The sequence below is a fragment of the Streptomyces sp. NPDC031554 genome (assembly GCF_055580685.1).
Map to the genome: position 1 here is coordinate 492,186 of NZ_JBVIKX010000003.1, position 20,366 is coordinate 512,551.

General features: G+C 70.0%; 24 protein-coding genes and 1 tRNA gene. 14 read left to right on the forward strand and 11 right to left on the reverse strand.

The genetic code is table 11. The features are described from left to right. Window positions 1-95: 95 nt before the first annotated feature. Window positions 96-224: a DLW-39 family protein gene (locus ACZ5FU_RS10850; protein ID WP_003999697.1), complete on the reverse strand. Its 129-nt coding sequence runs from the start codon at window positions 222-224 to the stop codon at window positions 96-98. Between the two features lie 339 nt (window positions 225-563). Between ACZ5FU_RS10850 and ACZ5FU_RS10855 the strand changes: the two genes are divergently transcribed. After that, window positions 564-935 (forward strand): DUF6344 domain-containing protein, encoded by a 372-nt coding sequence (locus ACZ5FU_RS10855; protein ID WP_468834042.1) that lies wholly within the window; start codon window positions 564-566, stop codon window positions 933-935. Window positions 936-1,698: 763 nt separating this feature from the next. On the opposite strand, the gene ACZ5FU_RS10860 is transcribed toward ACZ5FU_RS10855, so the two are convergent. The 3 genes from ACZ5FU_RS10860 to ACZ5FU_RS10870 form a co-directional block, all read right to left on the reverse strand. Then, window positions 1,699-1,998 carry a hypothetical protein gene (locus tag ACZ5FU_RS10860; RefSeq protein ID WP_469045225.1) on the reverse strand — a complete coding sequence of 100 codons (300 nt, stop codon included), beginning with the start codon at window positions 1,996-1,998 and terminating at the stop codon, window positions 1,699-1,701. 530 nt (window positions 1,999-2,528) lie between these two features. Next, window positions 2,529-3,194 (reverse strand): YdcF family protein, encoded by a 666-nt coding sequence (locus ACZ5FU_RS10865; protein WP_469045226.1) that lies wholly within the window; start codon window positions 3,192-3,194, stop codon window positions 2,529-2,531. After that, window positions 3,191-3,985: a GntR family transcriptional regulator gene (locus tag ACZ5FU_RS10870; protein ID WP_469045227.1), complete on the reverse strand. Its 795-nt coding sequence runs from the start codon at window positions 3,983-3,985 to the stop codon at window positions 3,191-3,193. Before ACZ5FU_RS10870 ends, ACZ5FU_RS10865 begins: the two co-directional genes overlap by 4 nt. Window positions 3,986-4,147: 162 nt before the next feature. Here ACZ5FU_RS10870 and ACZ5FU_RS10875 point away from each other — a divergent pair, with 162 nt between their 5' ends. The 13 genes from ACZ5FU_RS10875 (at window position 4,148) to ACZ5FU_RS10935 (ending at window position 11,343) form a co-directional block, all read left to right on the forward strand. After that, on the forward strand, window positions 4,148-4,477 hold the full coding sequence (locus ACZ5FU_RS10875; protein WP_469045228.1) for an SCO3933 family regulatory protein: 330 nt from the start codon (window positions 4,148-4,150) through the stop codon (window positions 4,475-4,477). 2 nt (window positions 4,478-4,479) lie between these two features. Next, complete coding sequence (locus ACZ5FU_RS10880) at window positions 4,480-5,820, forward strand: FtsK/SpoIIIE domain-containing protein (protein WP_469045229.1); 1,341 nt, start codon at window positions 4,480-4,482, stop codon at window positions 5,818-5,820. 89 nt (window positions 5,821-5,909) lie between these two features. Next, window positions 5,910-6,575, forward strand: coding sequence for a DUF2637 domain-containing protein (locus ACZ5FU_RS10885; protein WP_469045230.1), 666 nt, complete (start codon window positions 5,910-5,912; stop codon window positions 6,573-6,575). A 19-nt stretch (window positions 6,576-6,594) separates the two neighbouring features. Then, entirely contained in the window at window positions 6,595-6,783 is a 189-nt protein-coding gene (locus ACZ5FU_RS10890; protein ID WP_469045231.1) for a mobile element transfer protein, read from the forward strand. A 10-nt stretch (window positions 6,784-6,793) separates the two neighbouring features. Continuing rightward, window positions 6,794-6,949, forward strand: coding sequence for a hypothetical protein (locus ACZ5FU_RS10895; RefSeq protein ID WP_366058296.1), 156 nt, complete (start codon window positions 6,794-6,796; stop codon window positions 6,947-6,949). Window positions 6,950-6,966: 17 nt separating this feature from the next. Next, entirely contained in the window at window positions 6,967-7,284 is a 318-nt protein-coding gene (locus tag ACZ5FU_RS10900; protein WP_469045232.1) for a SpdD protein, read from the forward strand. A 3-nt stretch (window positions 7,285-7,287) separates the two neighbouring features. Further along, window positions 7,288-7,833: a GGDEF domain-containing protein gene (locus ACZ5FU_RS10905; protein ID WP_469045233.1), complete on the forward strand. Its 546-nt coding sequence runs from the start codon at window positions 7,288-7,290 to the stop codon at window positions 7,831-7,833. Window positions 7,834-7,855: 22 nt separating this feature from the next. Next, on the forward strand, window positions 7,856-8,092 hold the full coding sequence (locus tag ACZ5FU_RS10910) for a hypothetical protein (protein WP_401431276.1): 237 nt from the start codon (window positions 7,856-7,858) through the stop codon (window positions 8,090-8,092). Window positions 8,093-8,186: 94 nt separating this feature from the next. Next, window positions 8,187-8,366 (forward strand): hypothetical protein, encoded by a 180-nt coding sequence (locus tag ACZ5FU_RS10915; protein ID WP_469045234.1) that lies wholly within the window; start codon window positions 8,187-8,189, stop codon window positions 8,364-8,366. 4 nt (window positions 8,367-8,370) lie between these two features. Further along, window positions 8,371-8,613, forward strand: coding sequence for a hypothetical protein (locus ACZ5FU_RS10920; protein WP_469045235.1), 243 nt, complete (start codon window positions 8,371-8,373; stop codon window positions 8,611-8,613). Beyond that, a complete protein-coding gene (repSA, locus tag ACZ5FU_RS10925; protein WP_469045236.1) occupies window positions 8,610-10,001 on the forward strand; it encodes a replication initiator protein RepSA in 1,392 nt (463 codons plus the stop codon). Before ACZ5FU_RS10920 ends, repSA begins: the two co-directional genes overlap by 4 nt. Beyond that, the gene (locus ACZ5FU_RS10930; RefSeq protein WP_451778502.1) at window positions 9,998-10,186 is read left to right on the forward strand and encodes a helix-turn-helix domain-containing protein; all 189 of its coding nucleotides are present in this window, start codon (window positions 9,998-10,000) and stop codon (window positions 10,184-10,186) included. The genes repSA and ACZ5FU_RS10930 overlap by 4 nt, the downstream gene beginning before the upstream one ends. Then, window positions 10,186-11,343: a tyrosine-type recombinase/integrase gene (locus ACZ5FU_RS10935; protein WP_451778505.1), complete on the forward strand. Its 1,158-nt coding sequence runs from the start codon at window positions 10,186-10,188 to the stop codon at window positions 11,341-11,343. The genes ACZ5FU_RS10930 and ACZ5FU_RS10935 overlap by 1 nt, the downstream gene beginning before the upstream one ends. A gap of 55 nt (window positions 11,344-11,398) precedes the next feature. Here ACZ5FU_RS10935 and ACZ5FU_RS10940 read toward each other — a convergent pair. The 7 genes from ACZ5FU_RS10940 to gnd form a co-directional block, all read right to left on the reverse strand. Further along, window positions 11,399-11,475, reverse strand: a tRNA-Ile gene (locus tag ACZ5FU_RS10940). A 123-nt stretch (window positions 11,476-11,598) separates the two neighbouring features. After that, window positions 11,599-12,441 (reverse strand): DUF3566 domain-containing protein, encoded by an 843-nt coding sequence (locus tag ACZ5FU_RS10945; RefSeq protein ID WP_468644839.1) that lies wholly within the window; start codon window positions 12,439-12,441, stop codon window positions 11,599-11,601. An 18-nt stretch (window positions 12,442-12,459) separates the two neighbouring features. After that, complete coding sequence (gene gyrA / locus ACZ5FU_RS10950) at window positions 12,460-15,054, reverse strand: DNA gyrase subunit A (protein ID WP_451529552.1); 2,595 nt, start codon at window positions 15,052-15,054, stop codon at window positions 12,460-12,462. A 42-nt stretch (window positions 15,055-15,096) separates the two neighbouring features. Continuing rightward, window positions 15,097-17,157, reverse strand: coding sequence for a DNA topoisomerase (ATP-hydrolyzing) subunit B (gene gyrB / locus ACZ5FU_RS10955; protein WP_451529551.1), 2,061 nt, complete (start codon window positions 17,155-17,157; stop codon window positions 15,097-15,099). 501 nt (window positions 17,158-17,658) lie between these two features. Further along, window positions 17,659-18,189 (reverse strand): DciA family protein, encoded by a 531-nt coding sequence (locus ACZ5FU_RS10960; protein ID WP_451529550.1) that lies wholly within the window; start codon window positions 18,187-18,189, stop codon window positions 17,659-17,661. Next, window positions 18,186-19,307 carry a DNA replication/repair protein RecF gene (recF, locus tag ACZ5FU_RS10965; RefSeq protein ID WP_451529549.1) on the reverse strand — a complete coding sequence of 374 codons (1,122 nt, stop codon included), beginning with the start codon at window positions 19,305-19,307 and terminating at the stop codon, window positions 18,186-18,188. Before recF ends, ACZ5FU_RS10960 begins: the two co-directional genes overlap by 4 nt. A gap of 77 nt (window positions 19,308-19,384) precedes the next feature. Beyond that, window positions 19,385-20,260 (reverse strand): phosphogluconate dehydrogenase (NAD(+)-dependent, decarboxylating), encoded by an 876-nt coding sequence (gene gnd / locus ACZ5FU_RS10970; RefSeq protein ID WP_468644835.1) that lies wholly within the window; start codon window positions 20,258-20,260, stop codon window positions 19,385-19,387. Between the last annotated feature and the right edge of the window lie 106 nt (window positions 20,261-20,366).

Sequence of the window (20,366 nt, forward strand, 5' to 3'; positions counted from 1 at the left end):
GTCCCGCCGCCTCTACCCGGGGCCGGCCTCCCCCGCAACACAAAACCCCGACCGCACGGGGCGGTCGGGGCCTGATCAGTATTCGGTGTCGGTACTCACGAACCCGTGGGCACGGAGTCGGTCGCCTCCGTCCACAGATCCTGCTCGGCGCGATCCGCCTGGATCTGGCGGTACACGAGGAGCCCGCCGATGGCGGCCAGTGCGACCAGGAGAAGCTTCTTCACCGCGCGACCTCGTCTTTCCTTGACGTAGGGGACCTCTGGCGCCCGACTATACACACCGGCCGATACCGATCGGTGACCTGCGTCGGCCCTCCAACTCCCGCCCTCGACGGCCCTGTAGGCAGGGTCACGACAGCGGATCACGCCCTCGGGCCGGAGAGTGATCACGTCCGCACGGAGGGTCACTTCGCCCATCTTCGGCGGGTTATCGACCCCCTTGCGCCCATCCGGGTGGTGTTCATCGGAACAACACCACGCCACGGGCGTCGGTCCACCACTTCGCGCCTCGCATACACATCATGAGGAAAGTACGCAAATCGCCCGACCCGAAAGTGAGGGGCCATGACCGACAACCGGATCACGAAGCTCTGGACCGCCTTCATCACCGCCTTCCTCGCGCTGTGCACCGCGCTCGGACTCGTCACGACCAGCGCCACGGCGGCGGTAGCGCAGAGCGAGCCGATGCGCAACAGCGGCGAAAGCAGCAGCACCGTACCCGCGAACGTGCCGGCGGCGACCCCCAGGACGTCCTGGCTGCCGACCCGGTCCCTGCCTCCCACGATGAAGCAGCGCATCCACGCCGAGGCCCACGGAAAGTCCCCCAACTGCCGCCGGAGCCCGCTTCCCGAGACGGAACCGGACGACCTCACGACCCCGTGCGACACAGTGACCGACCTCACCACCGAGCTCACGGCACCGGCCCTCCGGTCCTGACGCCCCGGCACGACGTGCCACACCCGGCCACGACCACGATCACGACGTAACGGCGAACTTGCGTACAGCCGCACGATGCAGGCCCGGCAGCTCCCCAGGAGCAACCGGGCCTTCGCCATGCCCACACCGAGTGGACCGGGCTCCGGGCTCCGGGCTCCGGGCGAGTCTCACGGCCCGGCAGCCCTCGCCCCGGGCCCGCACAGGCACACAGACATACAGACGCGCAGAAAGCCCTCGACCTGAACGGTGGGGTCTTCGCGCCGATGGGGCCGATCAGGATGTGAACCCGTGGCCTCGCCCTTGCCGGGCCGATCACGGGAACACACCGACACCGCTCGTCCCGCGCCACGCCGGCAAGGGCGGTGCACAGGGATACGGCGTCAACCGGTCCCGCATGCCCTCGTCGGCGTCGGACACCGGTGTCGGCCGGTGATGACGGAAAACCCCCGGACCGATGGTCCGGGGGTTTTCCGAATGGTGGGGCTAACAGGATTTGAACCTGTGGCCTCATCCTTATCAGGTCGATCACGGGGGTCTGTCGACATAAACCAACGGCCCCTAGGCCTCGGTCGAGCGTCCACTGAGGTCCGGCGCCGACCGCTGCTGTTCGTGCTCGTTGGTGTCAGCCGCTGGTGTCAGGCGCCGCACGTGGTCTTGACAAAGGCTGCCCCACCATCAGGAGCTCGGCCCGTCCCACGATGCCCTGCCACATCTTCTTCCGCCCGCCGGCGAGCCTCGGACGGCCCAGGGACGGCCCAACGACTCAGTACCGGAAGCGTGCGGTATCGCCGTCGATCCTCAGCAGGAAGTCTCTGATGACCTCACCCCCGCTTTCGGGCACCAACTCAAGGCCAAGCGCATAGATGGCCTCGTCAGCCGCGATGGCCGCGTCCTCGTCCTTCCGCTTCCATGCGGTCCGGGATGCGTCAATGAACGGCTTGAGGGCTGGCCAGCCAGTTGAGGGCTCGAACCGGCAGTCGGTCCAGAACATGTCGACGGCTTCGAGTGTGAGGACGCCGATGGCCTGATGGCCTCGACGCAACTGCCAGACCTGATCTTCCACCACAACCCCCTTCATGTAGCACCGTATCGCGGCCGGGCCTCGCAGAGCACGGATCCGATACCGCCCTGAACTGCCGTTTCCGACAGGAACCCACGACCTTCCCCAGCTCCCATCCCGTCCGCCGTCGACCCACACACCGTGGAGCGGGCGTGGTTCAGGGGCGTCAAGGTGGAGCGCGCCACTGTACGAACGACCTTGACGCCCCTGGGCCGCGTCTGCTCGGCTCTGCCTGGGTCGGCGGTGGACGGGATGGGAGCTCCCCGCGCACGCCCCAACGTGCCCGCGGTCGGCGACGGCGCCCCCTCCATCCCGGTGCCGGCCGATCCCCCGCCGGAGGCATCGTCTTGACCGTGGACGTTCTGTGCGGTGATCGCCTCATGGCCTTCGGCCCTATCCACACTGGGCGCGCGTCGGCGCAGCGCGGGCGGAGCGGGCCGGAGGCAGGAGCGTCGCCCGCGGCGGAGCCGGGAGCGCGCCCGGCGGAGCGGAGCGCAGCCGGGGCTTGATGAGGTAGAGAAACCTGTAACAGCTCAGGCGACAGGCCGGTCAGAGGCGAGTAGCCGACTGGTGAAGCCCTCGCGGCAAAGGCGCTCGTAGGCCTGGCGCACATCGTCGGGTACAAGCTGGCTGATCATGAAGCCCTGCTCCGGGTAGATGAGCAAGCGCTGGAGGGCGCCCACCAGCATGTCGATAACCAGGCGGGCATCCTGGATCGAGTCGGCGTACTCGGCGAGCGTCATCGGAGTGGAAGCGCTGACGACCTCGACTTCGGGCCACAGCTTGCGTGCTGTCGCGTAGGCCCGGCGTTCTTCGTACGGCTTGCTGATCAGGAGTACGGAGGTCACGTCCACCCCGGCGTCTTCCAGCACGTCTCTGGAGAAGCGGATGTTCTCTCCGGTGTTGCGGGCCCGCGGTTCCACGAGTACGTCCGAGCTGGGGACGCCGAGTTCGAGCGCCCGCTCGCGGTAGTGGACGGCTTCACCTCTCGGCATGCGTTCCCGCGTCGTGGGGCTGGTGGCTCCCGTAAAGAGGAGCAGCGGAGCCATGCCGCGCTTGTACAGGTCCACCGCCGTGTCGGCCACCCCCAGATCGTGGCTGCCCAGGCCGATAGCGACTGAGCACGGCCGCAGGGAGTGACCCATCTGGTGGTAGTCCCACAGCTTCCGCGCGTCGGCCCAGGCCTGTGCCGAGATCATGGCTGCGTCTCCTCCCCCTTCGCCGAGTCCGGGACCTTGAAGTCGTACTCCCAGGCGAACCGCGATGCCGCGTGCACACCGATGGCGAACTCAACTACCGTGCCCGCGGCCGTGTAGGTCGTTCGATGCAACTCGACGACGGGTTCACCCGGCGGCAGCTGGAGGAGACTCGCCTCGTCGGCCGTGGGGACACGGGCGAACAGCACTTCCTTCATGTGGTCGATCTCGTAACCCGCGTCGAACAGCACCCGGAACCCGCCGCCTCGGCCGGCCGGACCCGGAGTCGGGTCCACCAGTCGAGTGCCCTCGACGTGCTCGGGCCGGTAGTAGCTGGTCAGGGTGTGCGTCGGCTGGTTGCCCTCTTTCACGAGTCGCGCTCGCGCGTACACCTCTGCCCCTTCTGAGAGACCATGCGCGGCCGCGACTGCTGGTGGGGCTTCCACGAGACTGATCGTCTGGGTCTGCTCGTTGCGGCGGTAGCTGCGCCCGGAAGCGACGCGGTCCGCGATGAACGCGACTTCGTCGCCGTCGCGCCACTTGACCTTGTCGTACCGCGCGATACCGAGTCGTTTGAGAGGGACTTGCTGCCGCACGACCGTGCCGTGTCCGCGCGACGAGGTGACCAGGCCTTCGGCCTCAAGTGCCTTGTAAGCCTGATGGACGGTGGATTTGGAGCCTTCACCGGCTGCCACAAGCTCCCTGATCTGCGGAAGCTGCTCGCCTGGCTCGTACTCGCCCCGCCTGATCTGCTCAGCCAGCTTGTCTGCCAGCTCCCGCCACTTAGGCGCCATCGCGCGTCACCTTCCTAACGGAGACAAGTCAAGCACAGTCCCAGGACTGTTGACAGTCCCAGGACTGCGATGCACTATTGCGCTTAGCCGCTCGCAGTCCCAGGACAGCGAGCCTCTGAGGGCCTTCTTTGGGCTGCTCTACGTCAACGCAGGGAGTATCAGATGCCGTCGTTCAAGATCGACCTTTCGACCGCTGTGGTGTTCGTGGCGACCGCGCCGGAACCGAAGATGGCGAACAAGAAGACCGGTGAGCGGGCCATCGACCGGGACACCGGTGCCGGCCTGTCGACGGTGGGCCTGCTGGTCTCGGACGAGGGGGAGGGCAACCTCTACCAGGTGACCGTTCCGGAGACGGGCTACCCGGAGGGTCTGATGCCGGGCATGCCGGTGCAGGTGGTCGGCCTGAAGGCCCGGGACTGGGAGAACACGTTCAACGGCGAGAAGCGGCACGGGATCTCGTTCCGCGCGGTCGCGATCACCCCGGCGGCCTGACCATGGCCGACCTGACGATGTGGCTGGAGGCCACAGGAGCGTTAGCGGGGGCCGGTGGTCTCGGCTACGCGAAGGTGCGTGCCCCGCGCGTGTACTGGTCGCTGGTCGGGCTGCCGGTCACCTGGGGGCGGTTCGCCTTCTCGTACCGGTCGACGATGGACGTGTGCGGGCTGACGGTGCAGCCGTCGGGTCTGCGGGCATTCATGACCCGCAACGTCGCCCGCCGTGAGGTGCAGCCGGTCCCGCCGAAGATCCGCCGGGTGCGGCCCACCTCGACCGGGCTGCGGGTGACCCTGCGGCTCCCGGCCGGCCTGGAGCCCGCCGACCTGATGGCCTCCTCGGAGCGGCTGCGTCACGCCTGGGGCGTGCACTCGGTGACCGTGGTGGAGACCCGGCCCGGTTTCGTCGAACTGCGGATGACCGGCTACGACGTGCTGCGCCGGGTCCGCATGCCGCGCACCGCCCGACCCCGGGACATGGTGGTGCCGGTGGCGCTGCGGGAGGATGCGACCGCGTTCGAGCGGGACTACCGCAACGCCCCGATGGCCCTCACGCTCGGCGCGAACCAGTCGGGCAAGTCCATGTATCTGCGCAACCTGATCAAGGGTCTGGCGCAACTGCCGGTCGCGCTGGTGGGCGTCGACTGCAAGCGCGGGGTGGAGCAGTCCGCCTTCGCGCCCCGCTTGTCGGCCCTGGCCACCACCCCGGACGAGGCCGCCTCCCTCTTCGGCGTCCTGGTCGCGGAGATGGAGGACCGCTTCGACCTCCTCGCCCGCCACGGCGCCTCGGATCTGTGGGAGCTGCCCGAGCCGGTGCGGCCGGTGCCGGTGGTGGTCCTGGTCGACGAGATCGCGGAACTCTTCCTGATCTCCTCACGCAAGGACGAGGAGCGCCGCGAGCGGATCGTCACCGCGTTGATCCGCCTGGCGCAGATGGCGCGTGCGGCCGGCATCTACCTGGAGATCTGCGGGCAGCGCTTCGGCTCCGACCTCGGCAAGGGCGCCACCATGCTGCGGGCCCAGCTCACCGGCCGGGTCGTGCACCGAGTCAACGACAAACAGACCGCCGAGATGGGCCTGGGCGACGTGGCCCCGGACGCGGTCCCGGCCGCCAGCCTGATCCCGATGGAACGCCCCGGAACCGCGGTCGCGGCGGACGCCTCCGGCGGCTGGTCGAAGATCCGCACCCCGCAGATCTCGAAAGCGGACGTGGTGGCGGTCTGCCAGGAGTTCGCCCACCTGGTCCCGGCCCTGCCGTTCCTCGATCCGTTCCGGCCCTTCGTCCCGGCGAAGGCGCCGACGGCCGGTCCGTCGCTGGTCAAGCCCCGCCCGGTCACCGAGTAACACCCCCTCACCCACGGTCGGCGCGACCGCCCTTCGCGCCAGGTCCCTACCCCGTCATGCCCCGACTCCTTCGAAGGGAGGTGCCGCACGTGTCCCGCTCGATCCGCCCGGATGCGGTCCTGGTCCAAGCCGTCATCGCTGGTGCGCTGTCCTTCGCCCACCTGCACGACCTGGCCGAAGCCGCCGGACAGTCCGGCTGGAAAGCCTGGGCCTACCCGATCTCCGTGGACCTGCTGTTGGTCGCCGCCTGGCGCCGACTGCGTACCGTCCGCCGGGACCGCTCCGCCTGGACCTGGTTCGTCATCGCCCTGGTCGCCTCGCTCGGCGCGAACGTCGCCACCGCCGGCCTCCTCGACCTCGGCCACGTCCCGGCCTGGCTGCGCATCCTCGTCGCCGGATGGCCCGCCCTGGCCTTCCTCGGCGGAACCCTCCTGGTCCACACCCCCGCGGCCCCTGACGCACACCCCCAGCCCGTGGACGAGACGCCCGCGCCGGAAGTCGAAACGCACCGCACCGACACCCCCGCCCCGGCCCCATCCGTAGACGTGGACGTGCCGGAACTCGACCCCGCCCCCGCACGGCCCGCCCCCGCCGCTCCGACGGTCCCGACCGCGCTGCTGGACCACGCCCGCAAGCTCGCCGACACCCACCGGGCGACGACCGGCGCCCCCATGCCGGCCGAAGTCCTCGCGGCCCGGCTCGGCCTGCCCGACCCGATGACCGACGCCATCGCCGCACAACTCCAGCTCACCTGACCAGGAAGGACAGACAGCCATGACCGCTCGCCGCCGCTTCCGCGACCGCATCCGCATCGGCCCCGTCGAGGTCGCCACCTCCTACGACGGCCGCGGCCGCGACACCCACACCGCCGCCTGCACCTCCCCCCGCTGCGGCTTCAGCGCCGACTACTCCAGCCGCGCCGCCGCCGAACTCGCCGCCCGCACCCACCGCTGCAAGGCCTAGGAGAACCGTCGTGGACGTTCCGCTCTGGCTCGCCCTGCTCGCCGTCGGCGCGCTCGGCATCAAGCTCGCCCGCCCGCCGTGGTGGCTCATCGCCGTGCTCCTCCTGGGCGGCTACCTCGTCGCCGACAGCTTCCTCGCCCCCGCCGTCAGCACCGTCGTCAAGTAGCAGAAGGGACCCACCCCATGCTCACCCCGAAGTACCCGCGCCCCGACACGGCGCCGCCCCCGGCGGCCACCGCCCCGACCGTCCACACCCCGACGCCCATCGAGCCCGTCCCGGCCCCGGTCGTCCCCGCAGCGGCCCCGGCCTCGCACCGGCCGGTCGTCCAGCTCACCCCCGGCAGCGCGCTCGCCCTCGCCGCCGGCGGAGGCGCCGTCGTCCTCGTCGTCGGCGCGGTCCTGGTCTCGCTCCTGCTGGCCGTCGCCATCACCGGCGTCTCCGTCGCCGTGGTCGCCGTCGTGCTGCGCCTGCTCGTCAACGACCTGCACAAGGGCCGGTGAGCCGTGGACACCGTGATCGCCGCCGCGTTACCCGCGCTCGGCTGGGCCGTCCACGGCGGTCTCCTCGCCCGCCGCCTGACCGCCGCCCGCCGCGACCCCCTGACCGGCCTGCACACCCGCGCCGGATGGACCACCCGCGCCGAACACCTCCTCACCCGCCACCCGGCCGCGCTGGTCCTCCTGGTCGACCTGGACGACTTCAAGGCCGTCAACGACACCCACGGCCACGCCGCCGGAGACGCGGTCCTCACCGCGACCGCCCGCCGTCTGCGCGACTGGTGCGCACGCCACGGCATCGCCGCCCGCCTCGGCGGAGACGAGTTCGCCGCCATCGTCACCGACCCAGGCCACACCCCCGGCCTCGCCGCCCTGCGCACCGCACTGGCCCGGCCCGTCCCGCACGACGGCAGCCTCCTGCCGGTCTCCGCCTCGGTCGGCGCCTGCCACCGCACCGACCTGCCAGTGCCCACCCTCACCGACGCCCTGACCGCCGCCGACGCCGCGATGTACGCGGTCAAGGGCCACGGCCGCCGCAACACCCACCACTGACCTCAGGAAGGAAGAAGGATCCATGGGCCTCTTCAGCCGCAAGAACAACGACCCGGAACCCGCCCGCAACGACCGCATGGCCGAACTGGGCCGTGACTACGCCATCGCCCGCCGCCACCGCGACACCCGGGCCATGAACCGCATCATGCGCGAGATCGGCACCGACAAGGACGTCACCGACCTCCGCGACTTCCGCGCCGGCCAGGACTCCTACGACGCCATCCCGCCGATCCCCCGCGGACGCAACCGCCGCCGGTAACCGGCCCCCGGAGCGGCCTCGGTCGCCAAACTTCCGCCGCTCCGGGCGCCTTCCCACCTTCCAGACCCAACGGACCCGAAAGGGAAGCCCCATCATGCCCCAGCACACCTCACGCCGGCTGATCTGCCGCCACTGCGACGGCTTCGCCGCCGTCGCCATCACCACCGACACCCGCCACGCCGACGGCACCCGCGCCACCCTCCGCCTCCCCTGCCCGACCTGCAAGGGCACCGGACACGTCCTCCCCGCCGCCCCCGTCCGCGCCGGGAGGTGACCACATGAAGTCCCTGACCACCTCGGCGCATCTCGAACCCGACACCACCAGCAGCGTGACCGTGTTCGGCTCCACCGACGGCGGCGGCCGCTTCGTCAGCCTCCGTATCGGCGGCGGCGACGTCGACCTCGCGCTCATCGCCCACCCGGGCACCGCCGACGCCCTGCGCGCCCTGGCCCGCGCCGCCGATGAGGCCGCCTCGGCTCTCGACCAGATGACCGAACCCCCGTCGGACGGTGCCGCGTGACCGATGCCGCCACCGCGGCGGGCCTGGACCCGGCCACCCTCGCCGACGTGCTGAGGCTGGCCGGGTCCTACGGCTTCGACCGCCTCCAGGAGCAGCTCCGCCGCACCGGAGGCTGCGCCGCCCCCATCCACCTGCACGGCTCCACCGTCACCCGCGACCGTGCCACCGGCCACGTCCTGCACCACTACTCCACCGACACCGAACCCGGCGGACGGCTCCGGATCGCCTGCGGCAACCGCCGTGCCTCCCGCTGCCCCGCCTGCGCCTGGACCTACGCCGGGGACACCTATCACCTCATCCGCGCCGGCCTCGTCGGCGACCCGGCCAAGGGCACCCCGCCGACCATCCGCGACCACCCCCGCGTCTTCGCCACCCTCACCGCCCCCTCCTTCGGCCCGGTCCACAACCGCCCCGGCACCCGCCCCTGCCGCTGCGGCACCCGCCACGCCGAGGACGCACCCGAACTCGGCACCCCCCTCGACCCCGAGTCGTACGACTACGCGGGCGCGGTGCTGTGGAACAACCATGCCCCCGACCTGTGGCGGTACTTCACGATCTACCTGCGCCGTGAGATCGCCCGCCGCGCCGGGCTCACGCAGAAGGACGCCCACGAACAGTCCCGCGTCTCCTTCGGCAAGGTCGCCGAGTACCAGAAGCGCGGCGCCGTGCACTTCCATGCCGTGATCCGCTTCGACGGACCCGACGGCCCGGACTCCCCGCCCCCGGCCTGGGCCACCCTCGACCTCCTCACCGACGCCATCCACGCCGCCGCCGCCCGCGTCGCCGTCGACGTGCCCCCGGCCGGCAACCAGCCCGCCCGCACCCTGCGCTGGGGCACCCAGCTCGACGTGCGCACCATCCGCGCCTTCGGTGACGGCGAGGAGATCACCGAACAGGCCGTCGCCTCCTACCTCGCCAAGTACGCCACCAAAGCCGCCGAGACCACCGGCACCGTGGACCGCCGCATCGGCAACAAAGAGGCCCTCGCCCTCCTCGACGTCCCCGACCACCCGGCCCGCCTCATCGCGGCCTGCCTCGACCTCCACCCGCTCTACCCCGACCGCAAGCTCCGCGACTGGGCCCACATGCTCGGCTTCCGCGGCCACTTCTCCACCAAGTCCCGCCGCTACTCCACCACCCTCGGCGCGCTGCGCCAGACCCGCGCCGACTACCGCGCCCGCCAGCAACGCGAAGCCCTCGGCCTGCCCGACCCCGACGACCCGGAGGCCACCACCCTGACCCTCGCCCACTGGACCTACGCCGGCCACGGCCACACCCCCGGCGAATCCTGGCTCGCCGCCAACATCCGCCGCGACATCCAACACAACCGCGAAGCAGCACGCGAAGAACTACCCGCCCTGCTCGACCTGGAAGGAGCCACTGCATGACCACCGCCGCACCCGAGCTGCTGACCGTGCCGGAGGTCATGGCACGGCTCAAAGTCGGCCGGACGAAGGTCTACGACCTGATCCGTACTCACCGCCTGGTCTCCATCAAGGTCGACGGGTGCCGGCGCATCCCGAGCGACGCGGTCCGCGACTTCATCACCAGCCGGATCGGGGAGGCTGCCTGATGGCCAAGCGTCGACCCAATGGCGGGGGCACCATCACCAAGCGCAAGGACGGCCGCTATCAGGGGGCCGCGTACGTCACCGACACGGACGGCAATCGCGTCCGGAAGTACGTCTACGGCGCCACCTGGGACGAGGCGAACGAGAAGCTCGGCAAGCTCCAGGACCAGGAGCGCAACGGCATCCCCGTGCCGTCCCGGTCCTGGACGCTCGGCGAGTGGCTGGCCTACTGGCTGGAGCACATCGTCGCCCCGGAACGCGAGCACAACACGTACGTCAAGTACGAGTCCAAGGTGCGGCTCTACCTGTTGCCTCACCTCGGGAAGAAGCCACTGGTCAAGCTCACCCCCGCGCAGATCCGCGCCTTCATGGCCACGCTGACGCGGGAGAAGGTCGGCGCCTCGGCCCGCTTCGAGGTGCTCCGCGTCCTCCGTAACGCGCTCAACCGGGCCATGCGCGAGGAGCTGGTCACGCGCAACGTCGCGCTGCTGGTCGACATGCCCAAGGTGACCAAGGACAAGGGCACGGCGTGGAACGCGCGGGAGGCGATCGCGTTCCTTCGCTCGGTCCGCGCTCACCGCCTCTACGCGGCCTGCGTCCTGGTCCTGGTCCTCGGCCTCCGCCGCAGCGAGGTGCTCGGGCTGCGCTGGCAGGACATCGACTTCGAGGCCGGCCGTTTCGTCCCGGTCAAGCAGGTGCAGCGGGTCAAGGGCGTGGGCCTGGTCCTCAAGGACCTCAAGACGGAGTCCTCACAGGCTGTGCTCCCGCTCCCGGAGTTCTGCGCCCGTGTCCTCGAGGAGCGCCGGGAGCTCCAGGAGCTGGAACGGAAGATCGCCGGTGAGCGCTGGGCACAGGAGCCGGGCCAGGACCTGATCTTCTCCTCCGAGCACGGCGGGATGATCGACCCGGTGGGCTTCTCCCGCACCTTCGACCGGCTCGTCAAGCGCGCCGGCGTCCGCCGGATCACGGTCCGCCTCGCCCGGCACACCTGCGGAACCCTGCTGGCCTTCCTGAAGGTGCACCCGAAGGTCGCCCAGGCGATCCTCCGGCACAGCCAGATCAGCATGACCATGGACGTCTACACGCACGTCGTCGGCGACAGTGAGCGGGAAGCGGTCGGCATGCTCGCCGAGCTTCTGGAAGATCCACTCATCGGCTGATGTCAGCCGTGGATGTCAAAGACCCCCAGCCGGTATCGACTGGGGGTCTTCTCGCTGGTGGGGCTAACAGGATTTGAACCTGTGGCCTCATCCTTATCAGGGATGCGCTCTAACCAACTGAGCTATAGCCCCGCCGCGCTTTGCGGTGTGTGTCCCGCGCGCTGACTCCTGAAGATTAGCGCACGACGCGGGCAGTCCCAAAATCGGTTGTCGCAGGAGGTGCGGCAGAGGTGGGGGACGGCCGGTGCGGTCGCGTCACTCGTCTTCGGCGAGGGTCAGCTCGACGCCGCCCACGAAGCCCGCGGAGAGGTTGTAGATGAACGCGCCGAGTGTCGCGAGAGCCGTCGCGAGAACGACGTCGATGACCGCGATGATCGCCGTGAACAGCAGCACGTTGGGCAGGGAGAGGAAGGACTGGAGGTCGAAGCCGTTCGACTCGTTGGAGCCGGTCGCCTCGGAGATCGTGCCGCCGACCGTCGAGAAGACGCCCATCGCGTCCATGACCATCCACAGCACGGCGGCCGCGATGATCGTGCAGATGCCCAGCGCGATCGAGAGCAGGAAGCTGACCTTCATCACCGACCACGGGTCGGCCTTCGCCACGCGCAGCCGGGCCTTGCGCACCCGGGGCGTGGTCCGGGCACCGGTGCGCGGCCGGCGGACCGCGCCGGCCGGGGCCGGGGTCGAATAGGCCTGCGGCGGGTGGTAGGGCCCGGAGGGCTGCTGCCCCTGGCGTTCGCCGGGCAGCGGGGAGGCCTGCTGGGCCTCACCGGCCTGGCCCGCTCCGGCGTCGTACTGCCGGGTCTGCGAGCCTCGGGTGTCCGTCACAGTTCCCCCCTGGGATCCATGCGTGTCGGGCGAGTGCGAGTCCTTCGCGGGCGACGTGATCGCCTGGAGGTTGGTCGTGTGCGGATCCGTCGCCTGCGCGTCGGCCGCCAGGGCGTCGGTTCCCCGCCCGTCGGCGGACCGCACGCCCTTGCCCACCGCGACGGAGCCACGGCCGCCGTCCGTTTCCGTACCGGCAGGGGTGCCGGCCGAAGGGCCGGCAGAGGTGCCGGCCGATGTTCCGACCGGACCGGCGCCCGTGGCTCCGCTCACGATGACTCACTCCTCGTGCTACTCGGTCGAGGGCGCCTCACCCTCGTCCGTGCCGCTGGTCGCGGCGTCCTCGGCGACGTCGTCCACGGCGATGTCGCCGTCGACCTCCTCCGCCTCGCGCCCCGCCTCGGCGTTACGTGCGATGCCGACCACGGCATCGCGCTTGCCCAGATTGATCAGTTGAACGCCCATGGTGTCACGGCCCGTCTCCCTGACCTCGTTGACTCGCGTACGAATCACACCGCCGGACAGCGAGATGGCGAGGATCTCGTCGGTCTCCTCGACGATCAGCGCGCCCACGAGGGAGCCGCGGTCCTCGACGATCTTGGCGGCCTTGATGCCGAGGCCGCCGCGACCCTGGACGCGGTACTCGTCGACGTTGGTGCGCTTCGCGTACCCGCCGTCTGTGGCAGTGAACACGAACGTACCGGGTCGAACAACATTCATCGAGAGCAGCTCGTCGCTCGCACGGAAACTCATGCCCTTGACGCCCGAGGTGGCGCGGCCCATCGGGCGCAGAGTGTCGTCCGAGGCGGTGAACCTGATCGATTGGGCCTTCTTGCTGATCAACAGCAGATCATCATCGGCCGAGACGAGTTCGGCTCCGATCAGTTCGTCGTCGGATCCGTCCTCCCGCTCCCGCAGGTTGATCGCGATGACACCGCCGGAACGCGGCGAATCGTAATCCTTCAGAGGCGTCTTCTTGACCAGACCGCCCTTGGTGGCCAGGACCAGGTACGGCGCCGCCTCGTAGTCGCGGATCGCGAGGATCTCGGCGATCGCCTCGTCCGGCTGGAAGGCCAGCAGGTTCGCCACGTGCTGTCCACGCGCGTCACGCCCGGCGTCCGGCAGCTCGTACGCCTTCGCCCGGTAGACGCGGCCCTTGTTGGTGAAGAACAGCAGCCAGTGGTGCGTGGTGGAGACGAAGAAGTGGTCGACGATGTCGTCCTCCTTCAGCTTCGCTCCCCGCACGCCCTTGCCGCCGCGCTTCTGCGCCCGGTAGTCGTCGGTCTTGGTCCGCTTGACGTAACCACCGCGCGTGACGGTGACGACGATGTCCTCCTCGGCGATGAGGTCCTCGATGGACATGTCACCGTCGTAGGGGATCAGCTGGGTCTTGCGGTCGTCGCCGTACTTCTCGACGATCGCTGCCAGCTCGGCGCTGACGATGCCGCGCTGGCGGACCGGCGAGGAGAGGATCTCGTTGTACTCCGTGATCCTCGCCTGCAGCTCGTCGTGCTCCTGGACGATCTTCTGGCGCTCCAGGGCGGCCAGCCGGCGCAGCTGCATCTCGAGGATGGCGTTCGCCTGGATGTCGTCGATCTCCAGCAGGTCCCGCAGGCCCGTGCGCGCGATGTCGACGGTGTCGCTGCGCCGGATCAGCGCGATGACCTCGTCGATGGCGTCCAGGGCCTTCAGCAGGCCGCGCAGGATGTGCGCCCGCTCCTCGGCCTTGCGCAGCCGGAACTTCGTCCGGCGGACGACGACCTCGATCTGGTGCGTCACCCAGTGGCGGATGAACGCGTCCAGGGAGAGGGTGCGCGGGACGCCGTCGACCAGGGCCAGCATGTTGGCGCCGAAGTTGGTCTGCAGGTCCGTGTGCTTGTAGAGGTTGTTCAGGACGACCTTGGCGACCGCGTCCCGCTTGAGGACGATCACCAGGCGCTGGCCGGTGCGCGAGGACGTCTCGTCACGGACGTCCGCGATGCCGCCGATCTTGCCGTCCTTCACCAGGTCGGCGATCTTCTGCGCGAGGTTGTCCGGGTTGACCTGGTAGGGCAGCTCCGTGACCACCAGGCACTGGCGGTTCTGGATCTCCTCGACCTCGACGACCGCGCGCATGGTGATGGAGCCACGGCCCGTGCGGTACGCCTCCTCGATGCCCTTGCGGCCCACCACGAGGGCGCCGGTCGGGAAGTCGGGGCCCTTGATGCGCTCGATCAGCGCGTCCAGGAGCTCCTCGTGCGAGGCCTCCGGGTTCTCCAGGTACCACTGGGCGCCGGCCGCGACCTCGCGCAGGTTGTGCGCGGGGATGTTGGTCGCCATGCCGACCGCGATACCGGCCGAACCGTTGATCAGCAGGTTCGGGAAACGGGCCGGCAGGACGGTCGGCTCCTGGGAGCGGCCGTCGTAGTTGTCCGTGAAGTCGACGGTCTCCTCGTCGATGTCGCGGACCATCTCCATCGACAGCGGCGCCATCTTGCACTCGGTGTAGCGCATGGCCGCCGCCGGGTCGTTGCCCGGCGAGCCGAAGTTGCCGTTGGAGTCCACGAGCGGCATGCGCATCGACCACGGCTGCGCGAGACGGACCAGCGCGTCGTAGATCGAGGAGTCGCCGTGCGGGTGGTAGTTGCCCATGACGTCGCCGACGACGCGGGCGCACTTGTAGAAGCCGCGCTCGGGACGGTAACCGCCGTCGTACATGGCGTACAGGACGCGGCGGTGCACGGGCTTGAGGCCGTCCCGCACGTCCGGCAGCGCACGCGAGACGATGACGGACATCGCGTAGTCGAGGTAGGAGCGCTGCATCTCCGTCTCGAGCCCGACGGGCTCGACGCGCATGGCGATGTCGCCGCCCTCTTCAGGGGTGACGGGAGTGTTCTCGTCGGTCATTGCTGGTGGTGATCCTTCCCTGTCCGGTCAGCTGAGACCGACTCAGATGTCGAGGAAGCGGACGTCCTTGGCGTTGCGCTGGATGAAGGCGCGGCGCGCCTCGACGTCCTCGCCCATGAGGACCGAGAACAGGTCGTCGGCCTGGGCGGCGTCGTCGAGGGTGACCTGGCCGAGGACGCGGTGCTCCTGGTCCATCGTGGTGACGCGCAGTTCCTCGGCGTTCATCTCGCCCAGGCCCTTGAACCGCTGGATGGAGTCCTCGCGCACCCGCTTGCCGCGCTGGCGGCCCATCTCGATCAGCGCGTCCCGCTCGCGGTCGGAGTACGCGTACTCCACGTCGTCCCGACCCCACTTGATCTTGTAGAGCGGAGGACGGGAGAGGTACACGTGCCCGGCCTCCACCAGCGGCCGCATGAAGCGGAACAGGAAGGTCAGCAGCAGGGTGCTGATGTGCTGGCCGTCGACGTCGGCGTCCGCCATCAGGATGATCTTGTGATAGCGCAGCTTCTCGATGTCGAAGTCCTCGTGCACACCCGTGCCGAAGGCGGAGATCAGCGCCTGGATCTCCTGGTTCTGCAGGATCTTGTCGATCCTGGCCTTCTCGACGTTGAGGATCTTGCCGCGGATCGGGAGGATCGCCTGGTACTGCGGGTTGCGGCCGGACTTGGCCGAGCCGCCGGCGGAGTCACCCTCGACGATGAAGATCTCGCACTTGGTGGGGTCGTTCGACTGGCAGTCGGAGAGCTTGCCCGGCAGTGACGCCGACTCCAGCAGACCCTTGCGGCGCGTGAGGTCGCGGGCCTTGCGGGCCGCCACGCGCGCGGTGGCCGCCTGGATACCCTTGCGGATGATGTCCGCCGCCTCGACCGGGTTGCGGTCCAGCCAGTCGTTGAGGTGCTCGTAGACCGCCTTCTGGACGAAGGTCTTCGCCTCCGTGTTGCCCAGCTTGGTCTTGGTCTGGCCCTCGAACTGGGGCTCGCTCAGCTTCACCGAGATGATCGCGGTCAGACCCTCGCGGATGTCGTCGCCCGTGAGGTTGTCGTCCTTCTCCCGCAGCAGCTTCTTGTCGCGCGCGTACTTGTTGATCAGCGAGGTCAGCGCCGCACGGAAGCCCTCCTCGTGCGTACCGCCCTCGTGGGTGTGGATGATGTTGGCGAAGGAGTACACGCCCTCGCTGTAGCCGCTGTTCCACTGCAGCGCGACCTCGAGGGACAGGTTCTTGTCCCTGTCCTCGGCCTCGAGGTCGATGATGGTGGGGTGGACCGCCTCCCCCTTGCGGGAGTTGAGGTACTTCACGAAGTCGACGATGCCGCCCTCGTAGTGGTACGTGACGGCCTTGACCTCGTCCTTCACGTCGGCGCCCGCCTCGTCGGCACCGGTCACGGCCTTCGCCGACTCGCGCTCGTCAGTGAGTTTGATCGTCAAACCCTTGTTGAGGAACGCCATCTCCTGGAAGCGCCGCGACAGCGTCTCGAAGGAGTACTCGGTGGTCTCGAAGATGTCGCCGTCGGCCCAGAAGGTGACCGAGGTGCCGGTCTCCTCGGTGGCCTCGTGCCGGGCGAGCGGAGCCGTCGGGACGCCCATCTTGTAGTCCTGCGTCCAGCGGTGTCCGTCGGTCCGCACCTCGACGGAGACCTTGGACGACAGGGCGTTCACGACGGAGACACCGACGCCGTGCAGACCGCCGGAGACCGCGTAGCCGCCGCCGCCGAACTTGCCGCCCGCGTGCAGCACGGTCAGCACGACCTCGACGGCGGGCTTCCCCTCGGAGGGGACGATGCCCACCGGGATGCCGCGGCCGTTGTCGACGACGCGCACGCCGCCGTCGGCCAGGATCGTCACGTCGATGGTGTCCGCGTGCCCGGCCAGCGCCTCGTCGACGGAGTTGTCGACGACCTCCTGCACCAGGTGGTGCAGACCGCGCTCGCCGGTCGAGCCGATGTACATGCCGGGCCGCTTGCGGACCGCGTCCAGGCCCTCGAGGACGGTGATGGCGCTGGCGTCGTAGGAGGCCGTGACCTCGCCGTTCGAGGCGTCGGCCCCGCTCGTGACGCCGGCGTCGATGGACGGGATGTTCTCGTTGGGGTTGCCGGAATCGGCCACGAAGCGCCCTTTCTGGCACAGCACGAGCCGGGCTCGTCGGCGGGTTGCCGGAGCGGCTGCGGCATGTTGCGTTGGTAAGCCTTGATCAGCGTTGCTCAGCGTTTCCCGGGCGGTCCCCACGTTCGGGGCGGGATTGGCTTCCATTCTACCGGTAGCGCCGACAGTGATGGGGGTTTGCCGGTACCTGAGTCCGCATGTGCCGCCCTCAACCGGTCTCCACCGGGTCCCCATATGCGGAGCGGGCCTCCAAGAGGCTCACGGAGGCACTCAGCGCTTCCGGGTGTCAACCCTTGGCTACCGACGAGTCAGGTCCGGTCCCGCCGCCTCGTCCGCACCTCGCACGGCCTCTCAGCAGGCGGGTTGCGGCCCCTCCCGAACCACCCGGGAACGGGCCCGGCCCCCTCACGGCCCGCGCGCAGCGGTGCTGAGCCGCACGGCCCGCACACGAGGACGGCCGGGACGGTACGACAGCACCGCCCCGGCCGCAGTACGTGACAGATGTCACCCGTAGGTGTCGCCGGGCCCCTTGCTGCCCGGGGCCCGCAGGGGGCCGTAACGGCGGGCGGGGCCCGCCGGACCCTGCACCCGGATCTGCCGCACCCTGCCGTGGCCGAGGTCCTCGTTGAGCCGGGCGACCAGCGTCGGGGCGAGCAGCCGCAGGTTCGTCGCCCAGGCCGTGGAGTCGCAGCGCACGAACAGCACCCGCTCGTCCTCGTCGTACCTCTCCGGCTCACAGTGCTTGGCGACGTCCTCGCCGACGATCCGCGGCCAGCGCCCCATCACCCCGCCCACCGCGGCCGGCGCCTCCCAGCCGCGCTCGGTGAGGAGCCGGTTGATCGCCGCACCGAGCGCCATCGGATCGCGGCCGTCCGCCCGCGCGCCGGAACGCAGACCACCGCCGCGCCGCGCCTGCTTCTTCTGCTGCACCGCGTCCCCGCGCGCGCGTGCCTGCGCGCGCGCCGCCCTCAGCGCCACACGCGCGAGATCGACGCCTGAGGGCTCGGGCGCCTTCTCCGGCTCCTGCGGCGTCATACGCGCTCCACCGTCCCCTGCGCCACGGCGTACCGCGCGCCCGCGAGCACCTGCGGCACGTCGTCGTCCACGGCGGCCGTGACCAGCACCTGCTCACCCGGCGCGACCATCTCCGCCAGCCGTTCCCGCCGCCGGGCGTCCAGCTCGGCGAAGACGTCGTCGAGGATCAGCACCGGCTCGTTGCCCTCGGCCCGCAGCAGCTCGTAGGAGGCCAGCCGCAGGGCCAGCGCACAGGACCAGGACTCGCCGTGGGAGGCGTACCCCTTGGCGGGCAGCCGGCCGAGTTTGAGCAGCACGTCGTCGCGGTGCGGACCCGCGAGGGTCACGCCCCGTTCGATCTCCTGCTTGCGGACCTCGGCGAGCGCCCCCGTCAGCTGCTCGTAGAGGTCCTCGCGCGTGTGCGCCTCGCCCGGCGCCGACGCCTTGTACTCCAGCGCGACCGGGCCGCCGCCGGGAGCGAGCTGCTCGTACGCCTTGTCGGCGAGCGGTTCGATCGCGGCCAGCAGGTCGAGACGGGCGGCCAGCAGCTCGGCTCCCACCCGCGCGAGATGCTGGTCCCACACGTCGAGCGTGGACAGGTCCATGGTCCGGCCGCCGTGCCGACGGGCCAGCGCGGCTGACTTCAGCAGGGTGTTGCGCTGCCTGAGCACCCGCTCGTAGTCGGAGCGCACCCCGGCCATCCGCGGGGAACGCGCGGTGACCAGCTCGTCGAGGAACCGGCGCCGCTCCCCGGGATCGCCCTTCACCAGGGCCAGGTCCTCGGGCGCGAACAGCACGGTCCGCACGATCCCCAGTACGTCACGCGGTCTGACCTGCGAGGACCGGTTGATGCGGGCGCGGTTGGCCTTGCCGGGGTTCAGCTCCAGCTCGACGAGCTGCTGCCGCTCGCCCTGCCGGACCTGCGCCCGTACGACGGCGCGGTCGGCGCCCATGCGGACCAGGGGCGCGTCGGAGGCGACCCGGTGGCTGCCCAGGGTGGCGAGATAGCCCACGGCCTCGACGAGGTTCGTCTTGCCCTGCCCGTTGGGTCCGACGAAAGCGGTGACGCCCGGGTCGAGCGGGACTTCGACCCGGGCGTACGAGCGGAAGTCGGCCAGCGACAGATGCGTGACGTGCATGGTCGTTTCGCCGACCTCCCCGGCGTGACGGACCGCCGAGACGATCCTGCGACGGACCGCCGAAACGGCCCTGTGGACTACTTCTTCTCTACCGCGTGGCCGCCGAACTGGTTGCGCAGGGCGGCGATCATCTTCATCTGGGGCGAGTCCTCCTGGCGGGAGGCGAACCGCGCGAACAGCGAGGCCGTGATGGCCGGGAGCGGCACCGCGTTGTCGATGGCGGCCTCCACGGTCCAGCGACCCTCGCCGGAGTCCTGGGCGTAGCCGCGCAGCTTGTCCAGGTGCTCGTCCTCGTCGAGGGCGTTGACCGCCAGGTCGAGCAGCCAGGAGCGGATGACGGTGCCCTCCTGCCAGGAGCGGAAGACCTCGCGGACGTCGGTGACCGAGTCGACCTTCTCCAGCAGCTCCCAGCCCTCGGCGTAGGCCTGCATCATGGCGTACTCGATGCCGTTGTGGACCATCTTCGCGAAGTGCCCGGCGCCGACCTTGCCGGCGTGCACCGCGCCGAAGTCTCCCTCGGGCTTGAGCGCGTCGAAGACCGGCTGCACCTTGGCGACGTTCTCCGGGTCACCGCCGTACATCAGTGCGTAGCCGTTCTCCAGGCCCCACACCCCGCCGGAGACGCCGCAGTCGACGAAACCGATGCCCTTGGCGCCCAGTTCCGCGGCGTGCTTCTCGTCGTCCGTCCAGCGGGAGTTGCCGCCGTCCACGACGACGTCACCCGGCTCCAGCAGTTCGGCCAGCTCGTCGACGGTCGACTGGGTGGCGGCACCGGCCGGGACCATCACCCAGACGACCCGCGGGCCCTTCAGGCCGTCCACAAGCTCGGAGAGGCTGTGGACATCCGCGAGATCCGGGTTGCGGTCGTATCCGACGACGGTGTGGCCTGCGCGGCGGATCCGCTCGCGCATGTTGCCGCCCATCTTGCCGAGGCCGACGAGACCGAGCTCCATCAGTTGTTCCTTAGGTCGCTGTGTGGCGTGTGGGGCACCTTCGCACCCCTGTCCGAGCCTAGTCCCGGACCGTCACGCACACCTGTGGGCCCACGCGCTCAGACGT